The following is an 18,946-nucleotide window of genomic DNA, read 5'->3' as shown; positions in this document are numbered from 1 at the left end:
CGAGGGTTTACCGCCGTCGAGCGCCGGCGGCGCGGACGGTCCGATCAGCTCGCCGGCTCGATCAGCTCGCGGGCTCGATCAGCTCGCCGGCTCGATCAGCTGCGGCCCGTTGTTGCGCACGGAGTTGACCGTGGTGGACACCTCGTGCCACGCCAGCCGCGGTGCCGGCTCGGACAGCGCCGCCAGGGCCTCGTCCGCATTCGTGACAGAACGGTCGAGCCAGTGGTCGACCGCGTCGGGACGCAGGACCACCGGCACGCGGTCGTGGAGCTCGGTCATCGGTCCGGCGGCGGCGGTGGTCAGGATCGTGCAGGTGAGCAGCCACGGGGCGGCGTCGGCCTCGTCGTGTCGGGCCGGGTCACGCCACCAGGCGTACAGGCCGGCGAAGGCGAGCGGGGAGGAGTCCTCGGTCCGGATGAAGTACGGCGTCTTGGTCCCACCGCCGGCGGCGGGGTCCGGCTTCTGCCACTCGTAGTAGCCGTCGGCCGGCACGATGCAGCGCTTGGTCCGCAGCGGCGTCGCGAACGCGGACTTCTTCGCGACCGACTCCACCCGCGCGTTGATCATCCGCGCCCCGACCGAGAGGTCCTTCGCCCAGTGCGGCACGAGGCCCCAGCGCGCCACGTGGAGCTCCCGGCGCACCGCGCCGACCTCCTCCGGCTGCGGCGCGTCCTCCGCAGCGGGCACGGACCGCTCGAGGACCACCCGCACGCCGTCGGTCGGGGCCACGTTCCAGGAGGGCGGGACGTCGGCCGCCTCGTCGGCCACGACGGAGACGTCGAAGATGTCGGCCAGGTCCTGTGCCTGGCGGAAGGAGGCATATCGACCGCACATGGCTCCAGCCTGCCACCAGCCGCCCACAGGTCCCGTCACGCCACCAGCTGAGCAGCCCTCCCGGGCCCGGACCGGTCGGCGTCGGCCGGCTCGCGCAGCGCCGCGGCAAGCAGGTCCGCGTACCTCCCGCCGGCCCCGGCGAGCGTGGCGTGGTCGCCCACCTCGACGACGCGGCCGCCGTCGAGGACGGCGATGAGGTCCGCGTCGCGCACGGTGGAGAGGCGGTGCGCGATGGTGATCGTCGTCCGGCCGCGGCTGACGACGTCGAGCGCGGCCTGCACGCTGCGCTCGGTCCGGGTGTCCAGCGCGGACGTCGCCTCGTCCAGGACGAGGACGCGCGGGTCGCGCAGGAGCGTGCGGGCGATGGCGATCCGCTGCTTCTCCCCGCCCGAGAAGCGGTGGCCCCGGGCCCCCACGACGGTGTCGTAGCCCTGCGGGAGGGAGACGATGAGGTCGTGGACCTGCGCGGTGCGCGCGGCCCGCTCGATCTCGGCGTCCGTGGCGTCCGGCCTGGCGTAGCGCAGGTTCTCCCGCACCGTGGCGTGGACGAGGTAGGTCTCCTGGGAGACGATCCCGACGATGCCGGCCACCGTCTCCAGCCGGAGGTCGCGCAGGTCGACGCCGTCGATGCTCACGGCGCCCGTCGTCGGGTCGTGCAGGCGTGCCACCAGGGACGCGAGGGTGCTCTTGCCCGAGCCGGTCGCCCCGACCAGGGCGAGGCTGCTGCCGGCGGGGACGACCAGGTCGACGTCGGCCAGCGCCGGACGCTCGCCTCCGGGGTAGGTGAGGCCGACGCCGTCGAGCCGGACGGTGCCGGCGACCGTGCTCGGGTCGAGGTCCACCGGGTCCGCAGGGTCGGCGATCTCGACCGGGAGGTCGAGGTACTCGAAGACCCGGCTGAACAGCGCCAGCGAGCTCGTCACCTGGACGCCGACGTTGAGCACGCCCATGAGCGGACGGAAGAGCGCCGCCTGCAGCGCGGTGAAGGCGACGAGCGTGCCGATCGTCATCCCGCCCGAGGTGGCGGGCAGACCCGCGGCGAGGTAGATGAGGGCGGGGATGGCGGCGAAGACGACGCTCATGGTCGCCATCCGCCACCGGCCGGCGAGCTCGGCGCGGACCTCGAGGTCGAGCAGGTCCGCGGAGCCCCGGTCGAACCGCTGGGACAGCGCCGGGCCGGCGCCCATCGTCTTTCCGAGCAGCACGCCGCTGACCGAGAGCGACTCCTCCACCTGCCCGTGCAGGTCGGCCAGGGCCCGCTGGCGGCGGGCGGTGACCGCGCGGCGCATGAGCGCGACCTTGCGGGTCAGCCAGATGGCCGGGGGCAGGACGACGAGCGACAGCAGGGAGAGCCGCCAGCTCAGCGCGGCCATCGCGACGGCGGTCCCGACGGCGGTGGTGACGTTCGAGGCGATGGAGGTCGCCGCCGTCGTGACGACGGACTGCATCGCGCCGATGTCGTGGGTGAGCCTCGACTGGACCTCGCCCCCGCGCGTGCGGGTGAAGAAGTCGAGCGACTGGCGCTGCAGGTGGGTGAACACCTGCGTGCGCAGGCGGTGCATGACGCTCTGCCCGACGGTCGTGGACAGCCAGGTCTGGAAGACGCCGAGGACCGAGCCGATCACCGTGACGGCGAGCATGCCGCCGACCAGCCACAGCAGCAGCGGCACGTCCTGGTGGGGGATCGCCTCGTCGATGAGGCGGCGGGTGAGGAACGGCGTCGCCAGGCCGATCGCCGATGCCGCCACGATGAGGGCGACGACGACGGCGAGACGTCCGCCGTAGGGACGGAAGAGGGCGCCGATGCGGCGCAGGCTGACGGGGTGGGACTCGAGCTGGACGAGGTCCTTGGGGTCCTTGCGAGCCGGACCGCCGCCGCGGGGGCCGCCGTGCGGCCCGATGATGACGTCACTCACGGACATCACCTCAATTCTTGTTCAGAGGTTCACGATGGTGAGGTTACCTCACAATGAGGCTTTACATCTACAGGTACGCTGGTGTTGTGCCCGACGACACGTCCCCGCCCCACGACACGCCGCAGCCCGCCGACCGCGAGCCGACCGATCTGCTGCTCCATGCGGGGCGTGCGCTGCGCCGGCTCTGGGCCGAGGCGATCGCGCCGTGGGACCTGTCGCTGCACCAGTCGCGGGCGCTGCGGGTCGTGTGTGCCCGCGAGCAGGCGCCGCGGCTGGCCGACGTCGCCGACGTGCTGCGGATCGCGCCACGCTCGGCCACCGAGGTTGTCGACGCCCTGGAGTCCAAGGGCCTGGTGCGACGCTCACCCAGCCCGACCGACCGTCGAGCCGTGGTCGTGGAGCCGACTCCCGAGGGCCTGCGGGTCCGGGCCGCCGTGGAGCACGCCCGGGTCGAGGCTGCCGAGCGCTATCTGTCCCCGCTCGACGCGGGCGAACGGCAGACCCTCGCCACGCTGCTCGGGCGCCTGGTCCAGGAGCACCACCGAGGCCACGACGGCCGCCGCGGTGGCGTGGGCCGCGGCGACGGACGAGGCGGTGCTGACCACGACCACGCCCACGATCACGAGCGCCACCGCGACCACGAACGCGGTCACGGCGCTGCCGGCCGGCCCCACGGGAGGCGCGGGCCGGTCCCGGGGCCTGCGGGCGACGAGCGGTAGACCCGCCGGGTCGGGAGGCGCGGGCCGGTCCCGGGCCTGCCGGCGACGAGCGGTAGACCCGCCGGGTCGGGACGCGCCGGTGTCACTACCGTGCGTCATCATGGGGGCGTGACTGCCGAGAACCCTGTCGCCGAGCACCCGGCCGAGGCGGCTGCCGAGATCCCGACCGACCCCGAGGGTGCCGTCGTCGAGGTCCCCGAGGCGGCGGACGCCGACGCGCGCCAGCGGTGGACCGAGCTGGCCGAGACCCTCGACGCCGCCCAGTTCGCCTACTACGTCCGCGACGCCCCGACGATCTCGGACGCCGAGTACGACGCCCTGCTGCGCGAGCTCGAGGCGCTGGAGGCGTCCCACCCCGATCTCCGCGTGCCCGAGTCACCCACCCAGCGCGTCGGCGGGACGTACTCCACCGACTTCGCCACGGTCGAGCACCGCCAGCAGATGATGAGCCTCGACGACGTGTTCTCGCTCGAGGAGCTGCGCGAGTGGGCCGCCCGGGTGCACGCCGAGGCCGGACGCACCGACGTCGCCATGACCTGCGAGCTCAAGATCGACGGGCTCGCCGTCAACCTCCTCTACGAGGACGGCCGTCTCGTGCGGGCCGCGACGCGCGGGGACGGCCGCACGGGCGAGGACGTCACGCTCAACGTGCGCACCATCGGCACGATCCCTCAGCAGCTTGCCGGCACCGACCATCCCGCGAGCATCGAGATCCGCGGCGAGGTGTTCTTCCCGGTGGCCGCCTTCGCCGAGCTCAACGAGTCCTTGGTCGCCGCCGGCAAGGCGCCCTTCGCCAACCCGCGCAACTCCGCCGCGGGCTCCCTGCGGCAGAAGGACCCGAGGGTCACCGCGTCCCGGGCGCTCGACATGATCGCCCACGGCGTCGGCGCGGTGGACTGGGCGGGCCGCCCACGGCCGGAGACCTGGCGCTCGCAGGCGGACCTGTACGACCAGCTCCAGGCGTGGGGCGTGCCCGTCTCCAGCCACACCCGGGTCGTGCGGTCCGAGGCGGACGTCGAGGCGATGATCGCCCACTACGGCGAGCACCGGCACGCCGTCGAGCACGAGATCGACGGCATCGTCATCAAGGTCGACGACTTCGCGCTGCAGCGCCAGATGGGCTCCACCTCGCGCGCCCCTCGGTGGGCCGCCGCCTACAAGTACCCGCCCGAGGAGGTCAACACCAAGCTCCTCGACATCCGGGTGCAGGTCGGCCGTACCGGGCGGGTCACCCCCTACGGCGTGATGGAGCCGGTCCTCGTCGCCGGCTCCACGGTGGCGCAGGCGACGCTGCACAACGCCAACGAGGTGCGCCGCAAGGGCGTGCTCGTCGGGGACACCGTCGTGCTGCGCAAGGCCGGCGACGTCATCCCCGAGATCGTCGCCCCGGTGGTGGACCTGCGCGACGGCACCGAGCGCGAGTTCGTCATGCCGGAGGACTGCCCGTCCTGCGGTACCCGGCTGGCCCCGGCCAAGGAGGGCGACGTCGACCTGCGCTGCCCCAACGCCCGCTCCTGCCCCGCCCAGCTCACCGAACGCGTCGCGCACGTCGCCTCGCGCGGGGCGCTGGACGTCGAGGCGCTCGGGGGCGAGGCAGCCCTCGCCCTCACGGACCCGGAGGCCGGTCGCGAGCTGGCTGCTGCCGCGCGCGCCCGGGCAGCGGGGGAGGACCCGCACGACGGCGCCGCGCTCGCCGCCGCCGAGGCGGACCTCCCGCCGCGCCAGCTGCCGGTCCTCACCACGGAGGCTGGTCTCTTCGAGCTCACCGCCGAGGATCTGGCCGACGTGCGCGTCTGGCGCGAGATCAGGAAGGACGGTGTGGGCACCGGACGGTGGGAGCAGCGGCTGTTCTTCTGGACGACGCCGGCCCGCAAGAAGGACGGGACCCTCGAGCGGGCGTCGAAGCCCGCCGCCAACACCGAGCGGATGCTCGCCGAGCTGGACAAGTCCAAGGCACAGCCGCTGTGGCGGGTGCTGGTCGCCCTGTCGATCCGGCACGTCGGCCCCACCGCGGCCCGTGCGCTGGCCACCGAGCTCGGCTCCCTCGACGCGATCCAGGCAGCCACGCCCGAGGCCCTGGCCTCGGTCGACGGCGTCGGTCCCGTCATCGCCGAGGCCCTGGCGGAGTGGTTCGCCGTGGACTGGCACCAGGAGATCCTGCGGCGGTGGGCGGCCGCGGGAGTGCGTACGGCCGACGAGCGCGACGAGTCGCTCGTGCGCACCCTCGAGGGCCTGACCGTGGTGGTGACCGGATCGCTGGAGACCTTCACGCGGGACTCCGCCAAGGAGGCGATCATCGCCCGTGGCGGCAAGGCGGCCGGGTCGGTGTCGAAGAAGACCGACTTCGTCGTCGTCGGCGAGAACGCCGGCACGAAGGAGGCCAAGGCGCGCGATCTCGGGCGGCCCATCCTGGACGAGGCCGGCTTCGTGACCCTGCTGGAGGGGGGCCCGGAGGCTGCCGCCGAGGTGGTCCAGACCTGACGGTCCGAGGCGGTTTCACGGCCCCGTGGCTGCGCCGGCCCGTGAAGGCGCTGCGTCGGTCCAGCCATAATGGGCCGGTGCAGCACACCGTCCGCATCACCGTCGAGACCGCCCGCCCCGAGGACTTCTCCAGGATCGGGGAGATCGGCGTCGCCGCCTATGCCGGCGTCCAGCTCCTCAGCGACGAGTACGCCGCCGTCCTGCGCGACGTCGCGCGCCGGGCCGCCGAGACCGTCGTGCTCGTGGCGCGCGCCGGGGGCGAGGTGCTCGGCTCGCTCACGCTGGCGGCCGCCGGCGGCCCGTACGCGGACCTGGCCCGGGACGAGGAGCTCGAGGTGCGCATGCTCGCCGTCGATCCGACGGCCCAGCGCCGGGGCGTGGCGGAGGTGCTGCTGCGCGCCGCGGCCGAGTGGGCGCAGGAGCACGGCTACCCAGCCCTCGTGCTCTCGGTGGTGACCACCGACGGGCCACGCACGCCGCACCGCCTCTACGAGCGGCTCGGCTACCGCCGGGACCCGGCGCGCGACTACGTCGGCTACTGGGAGGGGCACCCGCAGATGTGGTTCTACGAGCTCGCGCTCTGAGCCAGGGGCAGTATCACGACGCCCACCGAGCGTCAGCGCACCGACGAGGCAACGAAAGGTCTGCGTCCGGCAGCGTTCAGAGCAGCGGACCGAGCGGGCGCAGGATGCGCTCGAAGACGCGCTCGAGCGCACTGCGGCTCTGCCACTCCTCCCGGGTGAGCTCGCGGCAGTTGGTCAGGTCGGTCGCGAAGATCGACTCCATCTGCGCGGCCAGGTCGTCGTCGTAGAGCTCGAGGTTGATCTCGAAGTTGCCCGTCATGGACAGCCGGTCGATGTTCGTGGTCCCCACGGTCGTCCACCGCCCGTCGACGGTCATCGTCTTGGCGTGGACCATCGCCCCCTGGAACAGCCACAGGGTCACGCCGGCCTCGAGGAGCCGGCTGTAGTAGCTACGCGCTGCCCAGTCCGCGATCACGTGGTTGGACACCTCGGGGATGAGCACCTTGACGTCGACGCCGCGACGCGCCGCGGACATCAGACCGTTCAGGATCTCCCGGTCCGGGATGAAGTACCCCTGCGTGATGTAGATGTGGTCCTGCGCCCGGTCGATCGCCTCGAGGTAGATGCCCCGGACCGGGAAGAGCAGACGGGCCGGGGCGTTCTGCGCCGAGCGGATCCGCGCGTCCCAGGATCTCGCGCCCTGGTCGGGGATCTCCGGGTGACGCCGGCGCCTGCGGTGGTCGTTCCAGAAGTCGACGAACGCGTTCTCCAGCTCCCAGACCGACGGGCCGTCCACCCGGAGGTGGGTGTCGCGCCACTGCGTGGCGTACAGGGACCCGATGTTGTAACCGCCCACGTAGCCGATCGCCCCGTCCACGACCAGGAGCTTGCGGTGGTCCCGGCCGGTCTTGCGGATGTTCATCGTCAGCAGGCCGGGGCGGAAGAACGGGAACCGCAGCACGTGCAGGTTCGCCAGCTCCGGGAAGCGCTTGAACGACGGCGGCACCACGAAGTTGCCCCAGCTGTCGAAGGCGATGTACACGTCGACGCCGCGACGGGCCGCGGCGAGGAGCGCGTCCTTGAAGGCCTGCCCGGTCTCGTCGGACTTCCAGATGAACGTCTCGAAGTAGATGGTGCGCTCCGCGCTCCTGATCGAGGCGAGCATGTCCTCGTACAGGTCGGCGCCGTACGTGAAGGTCGTGACCGTCGAGTCGGCGACCGGAATTGTCGCCGGCGCGGTGCGTGGGAACTCACCGGTCGGGGGTTCGCGACGCTTGCGGATGCGGTCCACCGTCACGACGGTGGTGATCGCAGCAGCCTGGACGGTCGCGACCGCGCCGACGTACCACCGGACCGCACGCCACACGTCGCGACGGCTGATGTGCTGAAGGTCGAGGATCGCGTGGCCCAGTCGGCTGCGGAGCGGCATGTCGCCAACCTAAGGGACACGTGAGACTGGCGGGAACTCCGGGCGGCGTGCCCGCACGAGCGCCGCCGCCCGTGGTGGGCCGGTGCGACCAGGTCGCCCCCGGTGCGCGCGGGTCGCCCCGGTGCTCTCGGAGCGTCGATACTGGACGGATGATCTCTCTCGAGCTGGCCGTCGAGCTCCAGGCCGCCGGGCTGCGCTGGCATCCCGAGGCCGGTGACCGCTTCACCATCGACAAGCCCGGGCTGGTCGGCGACGTCTTCACCCTCTCCGAGATGACGGTCGAGGCGCACACCTACCCGACCGGCACGATCCTCGGGTTCAACGGCACCACCGAGTGGGCGCTCGACTCCGTGGCGCTGGAGGAGACCTTGTGGCTGCCCCGCGAGGACCAGCTGCGCGAGCTCCTCGGCGGCACCTTCCGCGGCCTGGACCGCGACGACGGACTCTTCCGTGTCACGACGACGCCGCCCGGCACGAGCGGGCCGGGAGTCGCCGAGCACGCCGCCGAGAACGCGGCCGACGCGTACGCCCTCGCGCTCCTGGACCTCATCGGCCGCTCCTCGGACTGACCGCCGCCACACCAGGACGACCTGTTCGCCGTCCGGATCGCTGCGAGGTCGTGCCGCATGCGCCGCGCCCTCCACGCGATGGCCGGCACGGCGCCCGCGCACGACCGCGTCGCGACGATCGGCGACGTCGTTCCGACCCATCGGTCCGTCGGCGGCGCCGGACCGGACGGACGGGGCGTCCGGACGTTTAGACTCGCGTGCATGTCCACCATCTCTTCCGACGAGGTCGCGCGCGTCGCGGCCCTGGCCCGGATCGCCCTGACCCCCGACGAGATCGACCGGCTGGCCGGCGAGCTCGACGTCATCGCCTCGGCGGTGGCCCGGGTCAGCGAGGTCGCCACCCCCGACGTGCCCGCCACCTCCCACCCCATCCCGCTGACCAACGTCATGCGCGAGGACGCGGTGGTCGAGACCCTCGACGTCGACGCCGTCATGGCCGGCGCTCCCGCGGGCCGCGACGGCATGTTCGTCGTCCCGCAGATCCTCGGGGAGGACGCATGAGCGACCTGACACGGCGCACCGCTGCCGAGCTCGCCGAGCTGCTCCGGACCAAGGAGGTCTCCAGCGTCGAGGTCACCCAGGCGCACCTGGACCGGATGGCCGCCGTCGACACCGACGTTCACGCCTTCCTGCACGTCAACACGGACGAGGCGCTCGCCGCCGCGGCCGACGTCGACGCCCGCCGCGCGGCCGGGGACGAGCTCGCCGAGCTCGCCGGCGTGCCGATCGCCGTCAAGGACGTCGTCGTGACCAAGGGGCAGGTCACCACCGCAGCCTCGAAGATCCTGCAGGGCTGGGTCCCGCCCTACGACGCGACCCTCGTGACGCGGCTGCGAGCCGCCGGCATGCCGATCCTCGGCAAGACCAACCTCGACGAGTTCGCCATGGGGTCGAGCACCGAGCACTCGGCGTACGGCCCCACCCGCAACCCCTGGGACCTCGGACGCATCCCGGGCGGCTCGGGCGGTGGCTCCGCGGCCGCCGTCGCCGCCTTCGAGGCGCCGCTGGCCATCGGCACCGACACCGGCGGCTCGATCCGTCAGCCCGCCGCCGTCACCGGCACGGTCGGCGTCAAGCCCACCTACGGCGGGGTCTCCCGGTATGGGCTGATCGCCCTGGCCTCCTCGCTGGACCAGGCCGGCCCGGTCTCGCGCACCGTGCTCGACTCCGCCCTGCTGCACGAGGTCATCGGCGGCCACGACCCGCTCGACTCCACCTCCCTCGCGGGCCGGGCCACCGGCTACGTCGACGCCGCCCGCTCCGGCGACCTCACCGGGCTGCGGGTCGGTATCGTCAAGGAGCTCGGTGGGGAGGGCTACCAGGACGGCGTCCGCGCCTCCTTCGAGCACTCCGTGGACCTCCTGCGCTCCGCGGGCGCCGAGGTCGTCGAGGTCTCCTGCCCGAGCTTCGACTACGCGCTGGCCGCCTACTACCTGATCCTGCCGGCGGAGGCGTCCTCCAACCTGGCCAAGTTCGACGGCATGCGCTTCGGCCTGCGGGTCGAGCCCGAGGACGGTCCGCTCACCGCCGAACGCGTGATGGCCGCCACCCGCGGCGCCGGCTTCGGCGACGAGGTCAAGCGCCGCATCATCCTGGGCACCCACGCCCTCTCGGCCGGGTACTTCGACGCCTACTACGGCTCGGCCCAGAAGGTGCGCACCCTGATCCAGCGCGACTTCGCCGCCGCCTTCAGCCAGGCGGACGTCCTGGTCTCGCCCACCGCGCCGACCACCGCCTTCCGGTTCGGCGAGAAGCTGGACGACCCGATGGCGATGTACCTCAACGACGTCGCCACCATCCCGGCGAACCTCGCCGGCGTGCCGGGCCTGTCGCTGCCGTCCGGCTTGTCCGACGACGGCCTGCCGGTCGGCTTCCAGGTCCTCGCGCCCGCGCGGGAGGACGTCCGTCTGTACCGGGTGGGCGGCGTGCTCGAGCGCCTGCTCACCGCCGAGTGGGGCGGCCCCATCCTCGACCGCGCCCCCGAGCTGGAGGTGGCTGCCCGATGAGCACCGACACCGTCGACCTCGTCGACTACGACGAGGCGGTCCGCCGCTACGACCCCGTGCTGGGCATCGAGGTGCATGTCGAGCTGGGGACGGCGTCGAAGATGTTCGACGGCGCCCCGCAGACCTTCGGTGCCGCTCCCAACACCGCCGTCACGCCCGTCTCGCTCGGCCTGCCCGGCGCCCTGCCGGTGGTCAACGGCACCGCGGTGGAGTACGCGGTGCGCATCGGGCTGGCGCTGAACTGCACCATCGCCGAGACGTGCCGCTTCGCCCGGAAGAACTACTTCTACCCGGACGTGCCGAAGAACTTCCAGACCTCGCAGTACGACGAGCCCATCGCCCACGACGGCTACCTCGACGTCGAGCTCGCCGACGGCACGGTCTTCCGAGTCGAGATCGAGCGCGCCCACATGGAGGAGGACGCCGGGAAGAACACCCACGTCGGCGGCGCCACGGGGCGGATCCACGGGGCGGAGTACTCGCTGGTGGACTACAACCGCGCGGGCATCCCGCTCGTGGAGATCGTCACCCGGCCGATCGAGGGCGCCGGTGAGCGGGCGCCGGAGGTGGCGCGGGCCTACGTCAACACCCTGCGCGACATCTTCCGCACCCTCGGCGTCTCCGAGGCGCGGATGGAGCGCGGCAACGTCCGCGCCGACGTCAACGTCTCGCTGCGGCCCACCCCGGACTCGCCGCTGGGCACCCGCACGGAGACCAAGAACGTCAACTCCTTCCGCTCCGTCGAGCGGGCCGTGCGCTACGAGATCTCCCGCCAGGCGGGCGTGCTCGACGTGGGCGGCACCGTCATCCAGGAGACCCGCCACTGGCACGAGGACTCCGGGTCCACGTCACCGGGCCGGGTGAAGTCCGACGCCGAGGACTACCGCTACTTCCCCGAGCCGGACCTGGTGCCGCTCGCCCCGCCGCGCGAGTGGGTCGAGGAGATCCGCGCGAGCCTGCCCGAGCTGCCGGCCGTGCGCCGTCGCCGCCTGCAGGGGGACTGGGGCTTCACCGACGCCGAGATGCGCGACCTCGTCAACGCCGGTGCCGGTGACCTCGTCGAGGCCACCGTCGCGGCGGGCGCGGCCCCGGCGGCCGCGCGCAAGTGGTGGATGGGCGAGCTGTCCCGCACCGCCAAGAGCGAGGGCGTGGGCCTGGAAGAGCTGGCCGTCACCCCGGAGCAGGTCGCCGAGCTCACCAGGCTCGTCGACTCCGGCCGCATCAACGACAAGCTCGCCCGGCAGGCGCTCGAGGGCGTCCTGGCCGGCGAGGGCTCGCCGGAGGAGGTCGTCGTCGCCCGGGGGCTCGAGGTCGTCTCCGACGACGGCGCGCTCGAGGCCGCCGTCGACGAGGCGCTGGCCGCCAACCCCGACGTCGTGGAGAAGATCCGCGGCGGCAAGGTGCAGGCAGCCGGGGCCATCGTCGGTGCCGTCATGAAGGCCACCCGGGGTCAGGCCGACGCCGCCCGGGTGCGCGAGATCCTGATGGCGCGTATCGGCTGACCGACGCCCGACCGACTGGCGGCGGCCCCTTTCCCGAGCAGGGGGAGGGGCCGCCGTCCGTTGTCCTCCCGACCTCCCACGGCGCATTGCGCGATCGGCCGGCGAGCCCCGTACTCCAGGAGCGCCCGCTCCACCGACGCCGCGGGATCCGCGCATCGCGGGGCCGGGTCGCGCCGTCCCACCCGGGCGGGCCACCGACAAGATGTGCCGTCGCGCTCGCACGGCACGCCGCCGAACGGAGCGGTGGGCTGCCGGCCGGCGCTGCCGGGATAAACTGCGACCTCCGTCACACGTCGAAAGGTCGCCCCACATGGCTCTGCCCAGTCCTAGCTACACGATCACTTTGCGGGTGGAGGTGCCTGCGTCTCAGCGGGCGACGTCGACGGTGGTGGCGGCTGTCGCGGAGGCGGGGGGTGCGGTGATGGGGGTGGATATCGCGCACTCGACGAACACGCAGCTGGTTGTTGATGTCACGTGTGACACGGTTGATGGTGAGCATGGTGAGCGGGTGCGTGCGGCGTTGGACGCGCTCGAGGGTGTGCGGGTGCTGAAGATGTCGGACTCGACGTTCTTGATGCATCTGGGTGGGAAGATCGAGGTGACGGCGAAGGTGCCGTTGAAGACGCGGCGGGATCTGTCGCGGGCGTATACCCCGGGTGTGGCGCGGGTGTGTCTGGCGATCGCGGAGAAGCCGGAGGATGCGCGTCGGTTGACGATCAAGCGGAACACGGTGGCGGTGGTCACTGATGGGACGGCGGTGCTGGGGCTGGGGGATATCGGGCCGGCGGCGGCGTTGCCGGTGATGGAGGGCAAGGCGGCGTTGTTCAAGGAGTTCGCCAATGTGGATGCGTGGCCGGTGTGTCTGGACACGAAGGACACCGAGGAGATCATCTCGGTGGTGAAGGCGTTGGCGCCGGTGTACGGGGGTGTGAATCTGGAGGACATCTCGGCGCCGCGGTGTTTTGAGATCGAGCGGCGGTTGCGGGAGGAGCTGGACATCCCGGTGTTCCATGATGATCAGCACGGTACGGCGATCGTGGTGCTGGCGGCGTTGATCAACGCGTTGAAGGTGGTGGGCAAGGAGCTCGCGGACGTGCGGATCGTCGTCTCCGGCGTCGGCGCCGCCGGCACCGCGATCATCAAGCTCCTGATGGCGCAGGGCGCCCGGAACATCGTCGGTTTCGACCGGTACGGCGCCCTCCACGCCGGCACGCGGAACGGGGACGAGCACCGCAGCTGGATCATCGACCACACCAACCCCGAGGGCTTCGAGGGGTCCTTGAAGGAAGGTCTCGCCCGCGCCGACGTGTTCATCGGGGTCTCGGCCGGTGACATCCTCACGGGTGCGGACGTGGCGCGGATGAACGAGGGGGCGATCGTGTTCGCGCTGGCGAACCCGACGCCGGAGGTCGACCCGATCGAGGCGGGGCAGAGCGCGGCGGTGGTGGCGACCGGGCGCAGCGACTACCCGAACCAGATCAACAACGTCCTGGCGTTCCCGGGGCTGTTCCGCGGGCTGCTCGACGCCGGTGCCTCGCACATCTCCGACGAGATGCTGCGGGTGGCGGCGGTGGCGATCGCCGAGGTCGTCGGCGACGACGAGCTCAACCCCGCCTTCGTCATCCCCGGCGTCTTCGACACCCGCGTCGCCGAGGCCGTCGCCGAGGCCGTCCGCGCCGAGGCGCAGCGTCACCTCGACGAGCAGGCGACCGCGGTCCCCTCGGCCTGAGCAGGCCGCGCCGGTACCGCTGCCCGAGCCTGGTCGGTACCGGGGAGCGTGCCGGACGGCCCTGGTCGCAGGACCAGGGCCGTCGCGGTCACCGGGGGAGCGGGGACCGGGAGGGTCAGACGGTCAGCGCAGCCAGCCGTTGCCGACCTTGCCGGCCCACCACCGGCCGAGGCCCCAGGTGTCGCCCGAGAGGGTGACGGCGGAGATGATCAGGACCAACGCCTCGATCCAGTGCGAGTCGGTGACCGGGTTGGTGCCCGGCTCACCCACGAAGGGCAGGGCGGCCAGGTACATGAAGAACATCAGCAGGGTGCCGGTGATCGCGGCGATCTTCAGGCCGGCGCCGGTGATCATGGCGACCCCGATGCCCAGCAGTCCGAGCATGAAGAGCCAGTCACCGAAGGGGTTCGAGAAGATCTGGAAGAAGTCGGTGAACGGACCGTAGACGGCGTTGTCCAGGTAGCCCTGGGCAGGCTCGCCGCCGTTGATCCAGGAACGCTCGGCCGGGGTGGTGAAACCGAGGCCGAACGTCTTGTCGAGGAAGGCCCACAGGAAGACCCAGCCGATGATGATCCGGCCGGCTGCCAGGGTCTTGCGGGCGCCGGCAGCGGAGACGATCTCCTCCTGGTACATCCTGCCGGCGGTGGGACGGTGCTGAGTGGTGGTGGCCATCACGGTCTCCTTCGAACGTTGGGGATGACGTCTCACGCACAGCATGGACGCGGTTCTCGCCCGAATCGCGGGGCCTTCGTCCCGGTCGGGGCCCCGCCCGTCGTCCCTGCGGCCGTGAGGCCCGTCCCCTCCTCCGTCCCGGCTGGAGTCGCGGACGGTCGACACCATCCGGCTGGAGTCGCGGACGGTCGACACCATCCGGCCGGACCGCGGACGGTCGACACCACCTCGAGCTGCTTGACAGCCGCGGCGCGGGGGAGTGTACTGCCATCGGTTGGAACGAAACTTCCATTGAGTGAAATCGAAGTCGATCGACAGGCGGCGGACGGACCCACATGACATCGCCAGGACTGGAGCGGTTCAACACAGCCTCCGACGAGGCCGTCCGCCGGCTGCTGCTCGGTTGTGCCGACGTCCCGCGCTGGGCGGACGAGGTCGCCGCCGGCCGCCCCTACGCGGACGTCGAGGCGGCCCTGCGGGCCGCGCGCACGGCTGCCGAGCCCTGGACCGACGGCGAGGTCGACGCCGCGCTCGCCCGTCACCCACGCATCGGTGAGCGCGCCGAGGGGCAGGCGCGCGACGCCGCCCACTCCCGTCGCGAGCAGTCCGGTGTCGACCCCGCCGACACCGACGTCGCCCGGCGCCTGCGCGAGGGCAACCGCGCGTACGAGGACCGCTTCGGTCACGTCTTCCTCATCCGGGCGGCCGGGCGCAGCGCCGCCGAGATCCTCGCGGCGCTGGACCAGCGACTCACCCACGACCCCGAGACCGAACGCCGGACGGCGGCCGAGCAGCTGCGCGAGATCGCCGTCCTCAGACTCCAGGGAGAGCTGGCATGACCTCGCACGTCACCACGCACGTCCTCGACGCCGTCCGCGGCGTCCCCGCCGCCGGCGTGGGTCTCACGCTGTCCCGCCACGACGAGGACGGGCTGACCGAGATCGCCGCGGGCGTCACCGACGCCGACGGACGCAACCGGGAGCTGGGACCCGACGCGCTCGAGGCCGGCACGTACCGCCTGGTCTTCGCCACCGGCGAGTACTTCGACGCGCAGGACCGCCCCGCGTTCTACCCCGCCGTCACGATCGACTTCCGCGTCGAGGACGGGCAGGGGCACTATCACGTGCCGATCCTGCTCAGCCCGTACGCCTACTCGACCTACCGGGGCAGCTGAGCCCACGCCGGCCGGGCGAGGGCGGCCGGACCGAGGAAAGCACGTACGAGCGAGCAGCACGAGCAGTCGCACCACTACCGAAGGAGCTAGAGATGAGCGACACGAGCACGACCACCGTCGGCGCAGCGGCGGAGCAGGACACGATCGTGCTGGGCGAGAACCAGTACGGCAAGGCCGAGGTCCGCCTGGTCAAGGTCGACCGGGACACGCCGCGCCACCGCATCACCGACCTGTCGGTGACCTCACAGCTCCGCGGGGACTTCGGCGTCGCGCACACGGAGGGTGACAACTCTCCGGTCGTGGCCACGGACACCCAGAAGAACACGATCTTCGCGCTCGCGAAGGACGGCATCGCCTCGCCCGAGCAGTTCGCCATGCGCCTCGCCGAGCACTTCACGTCCTCCTTCGACTGGGTCACCGGCGGACGCTGGGGCGTCAAGCAGTACAGCTGGGCGCGCATCCCCACCTCGCTGACGGACGACGCGGCGGACGGCGAGCACAACCACTCCTTCGTCAAGGGCGGCACCGAGACCCGGACGGCGGTCGTCCAGCGCGACGGCGACGAGGTCTTCGTCGTCGCCGGCCTGGAGGACCTGTCGGTCCTGAAGTCCACCGGCTCGGAGTTCCACGGCTTCCCCCGCGACCGGTACACGACCCTGGTGGAGACCGACGACCGCATCCTCGCGACCTCGGTGACCGCGCGCTGGCGCTACTCGAGCGTCGACGTCGACTTCAACGCCGTGTACGAGGACGTGCGCCGCGTGCTGCTGGAGACCTTCGCCGACGTGCACTCGTACGCACTCCAGCAGACGCTGTACCAGATGGGCAAGCGAGTCCTGGAGGCGCACCCCGAGATCGCCGAGATCAAGTTCTCGATGCCCAACCTCCACCACTTCCTCGTCGACTTCGCGCCGTTCGGCATGGAGAACCCGAACGAGGTCTTCTACGCCGCCGACCGGCCGTACGGGCTGATCGAGGGCGAGGTCAAGCGCGCCGGCGCCGCCCCGGAGCCGCGTGCCTGGGCCAGCGTCACCGGCTTCTGCTGACGACGACGCACCGCCGTCGACGCCGTGAGGAGCAACGCGATGCGGTGGCCCTGCGACGCGGGCGGCAGAGTGCCGGACGCCGCCCGGTCAGCCGGCGCTGATCAGCTCGGTGGAGATCTGCTCGGCCACCCGGTGGAGGAGCGGCAGGGCGTTCTCGCCGAACTCGTAGGTCACGCGGGCGGCGGGTCCGGAGACGGACAGCGCCGTCGGCGTGGGGGCGTGGGGGACGGGCACCGCGAAGCAGCGCACGCCCACCTCCTGCTCGCCGTCGTCGATGGCGTAGCCCTGGGAACGGATCCGGGCCATCTCCGCCAGGAGCGCGTCGACGTCGGTGATCGACTGGTCCGTGGCGGGCGGCATGCCCACCCGGGCCACGATCTCCCGGACGGTGGTGTCCGGCAGCTGCGCGAGGACCGCCTTGCCCACCCCGGTGCTGTGGCAGAACACCCGGCGGCCGACCTCGGTGAACATCCGCATCGAGTGCGACGACGAGGCCTGGGCCACGTAGACGGCCATGTCGCGGTCGATCATCGCCAGGTTGGCGGACTCGCCGAGCTCACGGGCGAGCAGCTCCAGGTGCGGCCGGGTGCCGGCGCCGAGCTGCCGTCCGGCGCTCTCGCCCAGCCGGATCAGTCGCGGGCCGAGCGCGTACCGTCGGGACGGCAGCTGCCGGGCGTAGCCGCGGACCACGAGGGTGCGCATCAGCCGGTGGATCGTGGGGAGCGGCAGGCCGGAGCTGCCGGCGAGCTCGCTCAGCGCCGCCTCGCCGCCGAGGTCGGTCAGGATCTCCAGCAGGTCGATCGCCCGGTCGACCGACTGCACGGCGGTGCCGTTTGCCATCGCGATGCCTTCCCGTCAGCGCCGGGCGCGCCCGGCGGGTCTAGCGGACCAACGAAACCGATCCGCAGAAGTAGTCTTCCACATGTCGGAAACCACGTCACCAGTTGTCATCAGTCGAAGGGAAGCACCCATGGCTCTGCCCAGTCCTAGCTACACGATCACTTTGCGGGTGGAGGTGCCTGCGTCTCAGCGGGCGACGTCGACGGTGGTGGCGGCGGTCGCGGAGGCGGGGGGTGCGGTGATGGGGGTGGATATCGCGCACTCGACGAACACGCAGCTGGTTGTTGATGTCACGTGTGACACGGTTGATGGTGAGCATGGTGAGCGGGTGCGTGCGGCGTTGGACGCGCTCGAGGGTGTGCGGGTGCTGAAGATGTCGGACTCGACGTTCTTGATGCATCTGGGTGGGAAGATCGAGGTGACGGCGAAGGTGCCGTTGAAGACGCGGCGGGATCTGTCGCGGGCGTATACCCCGGGTGTGGCGCGGGTGTGTCTGGCGATCGCGGAGAAGCCGGAGGATGCGCGTCGGTTGACGATCAAGCGGAACACGGTGGCGGTGGTCACTGATGGGACGGCGGTGCTGGGGCTGGGGGATATCGGGCCGGCGGCGGCGTTGCCGGTGATGGAGGGCAAGGCGGCGTTGTTCAAGGAGTTCGCCAATGTGGATGCGTGGCCGGTGTGTCTGGACACGAAGGACACCGAGGAGATCATCTCGGTGGTGAAGGCGTTGGCGCCGGTGTACGGGGGTGTGAATCTGGAGGACATCTCGGCGCCGCGGTGTTTTGAGATCGAGCGGCGGTTGCGGGAGGAGCTGGACATCCCGGTGTTCCATGATGATCAGCACGGTACGGCGATCGTGGTGCTGGCGGCGTTGATCAACGCGTTGAAGGTGGTGGGCAAGGAGCTCGCGGACGTGCGGATCGTCGTCTCCGGCGTCGGCGCCGCCGGCACCGCGATCATCAAGCTCCTGATGGCGCAGGGCGCCCGGAACATCGTCGGTTTCGACCGGTACGGCGCCCTCCACGCCGGCACGCGGAACGGGGACGAGCACCGCAGCTGGATCATCGACCACACCAACCCCGAGGGCTTCGAGGGGTCCTTGAAGGAAGGTCTCGCCCGCGCCGACGTGTTCATCGGGGTCTCGGCCGGTGACATCCTCACGGGTGCGGACGTGGCGCGGATGAACGAGGGGGCGATCGTGTTCGCGCTGGCGAACCCGACGCCGGAGGTCGACCCGATCGAGGCGGGGCAGAGCGCGGCGGTGGTGGCGACCGGGCGCAGCGACTACCCGAACCAGATCAACAACGTCCTGGCGTTCCCGGGGCTGTTCCGCGGGCTGCTCGACGCCGGTGCCTCGCACATCTCCGACGAGATGCTGCGGGTGGCGGCGGTGGCGATCGCCGAGGTCGTCGGCGACGACGAGCTCAACCCCGCCTTCGTCATCCCCGGCGTCTTCGACACCCGCGTCGCCGAGGCCGTCGCCGAGGCCGTCCGCGCCGAGGCGC

17 protein-coding genes are annotated in these 18,946 nt (G+C 71.9%); 12 read left to right on the top strand and 5 right to left on the bottom strand.

What is annotated here, in order from left to right:
* Nucleotides 1-78: 78 nt before the first annotated feature.
* Together GD748_RS16055 and GD748_RS16050 are read right to left on the bottom strand one after the other, a co-directional pair.
* Complete coding sequence (locus GD748_RS16055; protein ID WP_152196260.1) at nt 79-834, bottom strand: SOS response-associated peptidase; 756 nt, start codon at nt 832-834, stop codon at nt 79-81.
* Nucleotides 835-869: 35 nt separating this feature from the next.
* Nucleotides 870-2,750: an ABC transporter ATP-binding protein gene (locus GD748_RS16050; RefSeq protein WP_405002692.1), complete on the bottom strand. Its 1,881-nt coding sequence runs from the start codon at nt 2,748-2,750 to the stop codon at nt 870-872.
* An 86-nt stretch (nt 2,751-2,836) separates the two neighbouring features.
* Between GD748_RS16050 and GD748_RS16045 the strand changes: the two genes are divergently transcribed.
* The 3 genes from GD748_RS16045 (at nt 2,837) to GD748_RS16035 (ending at nt 6,534) form a co-directional block, all read left to right on the top strand.
* Nucleotides 2,837-3,469 (top strand): MarR family winged helix-turn-helix transcriptional regulator, encoded by a 633-nt coding sequence (locus tag GD748_RS16045; RefSeq protein ID WP_226921469.1) that lies wholly within the window; start codon nt 2,837-2,839, stop codon nt 3,467-3,469.
* Nucleotides 3,470-3,628: 159 nt separating this feature from the next.
* Nucleotides 3,629-5,950: an NAD-dependent DNA ligase LigA gene (ligA, locus tag GD748_RS16040; protein WP_226921539.1), complete on the top strand. Its 2,322-nt coding sequence runs from the start codon at nt 3,629-3,631 to the stop codon at nt 5,948-5,950.
* Nucleotides 5,951-6,027: 77 nt separating this feature from the next.
* On the top strand, nt 6,028-6,534 hold the full coding sequence (locus tag GD748_RS16035) for a GNAT family N-acetyltransferase (protein WP_152196256.1): 507 nt from the start codon (nt 6,028-6,030) through the stop codon (nt 6,532-6,534).
* A 76-nt stretch (nt 6,535-6,610) separates the two neighbouring features.
* On the opposite strand, the gene GD748_RS16030 is transcribed toward GD748_RS16035, so the two are convergent.
* A complete protein-coding gene (locus GD748_RS16030; protein ID WP_152196255.1) occupies nt 6,611-7,903 on the bottom strand; it encodes a phospholipase D-like domain-containing protein in 1,293 nt (430 codons plus the stop codon).
* A gap of 149 nt (nt 7,904-8,052) precedes the next feature.
* On the opposite strand from GD748_RS16030, the gene GD748_RS16025 reads away from it, so the two are divergent.
* From GD748_RS16025 to GD748_RS16005, 5 genes are all read left to right on the top strand, one after another.
* Nucleotides 8,053-8,472, top strand: a complete 420-nt coding sequence (locus GD748_RS16025) for a pilus assembly protein CpaE (RefSeq protein WP_152196254.1) — start codon at nt 8,053-8,055, stop codon at nt 8,470-8,472.
* Nucleotides 8,473-8,673: 201 nt separating this feature from the next.
* On the top strand, nt 8,674-8,973 hold the full coding sequence (gene gatC / locus GD748_RS16020) for an Asp-tRNA(Asn)/Glu-tRNA(Gln) amidotransferase subunit GatC (RefSeq protein ID WP_152196253.1): 300 nt from the start codon (nt 8,674-8,676) through the stop codon (nt 8,971-8,973).
* Nucleotides 8,970-10,478: an Asp-tRNA(Asn)/Glu-tRNA(Gln) amidotransferase subunit GatA gene (gene gatA / locus GD748_RS16015; protein ID WP_152196252.1), complete on the top strand. Its 1,509-nt coding sequence runs from the start codon at nt 8,970-8,972 to the stop codon at nt 10,476-10,478. Before gatC ends, gatA begins: the two co-directional genes overlap by 4 nt.
* Nucleotides 10,475-11,980 (top strand): Asp-tRNA(Asn)/Glu-tRNA(Gln) amidotransferase subunit GatB, encoded by a 1,506-nt coding sequence (gatB, locus tag GD748_RS16010; RefSeq protein WP_152196251.1) that lies wholly within the window; start codon nt 10,475-10,477, stop codon nt 11,978-11,980. Before gatA ends, gatB begins: the two co-directional genes overlap by 4 nt.
* Nucleotides 11,981-12,488: 508 nt before the next feature.
* Complete coding sequence (locus GD748_RS16005; RefSeq protein WP_226921468.1) at nt 12,489-13,709, top strand: NAD(P)-dependent malic enzyme; 1,221 nt, start codon at nt 12,489-12,491, stop codon at nt 13,707-13,709.
* 123 nt (nt 13,710-13,832) lie between these two features.
* Here the strand turns inward: GD748_RS16005 and GD748_RS16000 are convergent, their stop codons facing one another.
* Nucleotides 13,833-14,381: a DoxX family protein gene (locus GD748_RS16000; protein ID WP_152196249.1), complete on the bottom strand. Its 549-nt coding sequence runs from the start codon at nt 14,379-14,381 to the stop codon at nt 13,833-13,835.
* A 335-nt stretch (nt 14,382-14,716) separates the two neighbouring features.
* On the opposite strand from GD748_RS16000, the gene uraD reads away from it, so the two are divergent.
* The 3 genes from uraD to pucL all read left to right on the top strand — a co-directional run bounded on the left by uraD (nt 14,717) and on the right by pucL (nt 16,601).
* Entirely contained in the window at nt 14,717-15,220 is a 504-nt protein-coding gene (gene uraD, locus GD748_RS15995; RefSeq protein WP_152196248.1) for a 2-oxo-4-hydroxy-4-carboxy-5-ureidoimidazoline decarboxylase, read from the top strand.
* Complete coding sequence (gene uraH, locus GD748_RS15990; RefSeq protein ID WP_152196247.1) at nt 15,217-15,555, top strand: hydroxyisourate hydrolase; 339 nt, start codon at nt 15,217-15,219, stop codon at nt 15,553-15,555. Before uraD ends, uraH begins: the two co-directional genes overlap by 4 nt.
* A gap of 92 nt (nt 15,556-15,647) precedes the next feature.
* Complete coding sequence (gene pucL, locus GD748_RS15985; protein WP_152196246.1) at nt 15,648-16,601, top strand: factor-independent urate hydroxylase; 954 nt, start codon at nt 15,648-15,650, stop codon at nt 16,599-16,601.
* An 87-nt stretch (nt 16,602-16,688) separates the two neighbouring features.
* On the opposite strand, the gene GD748_RS15980 is transcribed toward pucL, so the two are convergent.
* Entirely contained in the window at nt 16,689-17,441 is a 753-nt protein-coding gene (locus GD748_RS15980; RefSeq protein WP_152196245.1) for an IclR family transcriptional regulator, read from the bottom strand.
* A gap of 130 nt (nt 17,442-17,571) precedes the next feature.
* On the opposite strand from GD748_RS15980, the gene GD748_RS15975 reads away from it, so the two are divergent.
* A partial coding sequence (locus tag GD748_RS15975) for an NAD-dependent malic enzyme (protein ID WP_152196465.1) occupies nt 17,572-18,946 on the top strand: 1,375 nt, incomplete at its 3' end.

This window comes from Georgenia subflava (assembly GCF_009193155.1).
Taxonomy (GTDB): domain Bacteria; phylum Actinomycetota; class Actinomycetes; order Actinomycetales; family Actinomycetaceae; genus Georgenia; species Georgenia subflava.
Note: the sequence above shows the minus strand (reverse complement) of the source record. Positions and strands in the feature narration are given on the sequence as shown.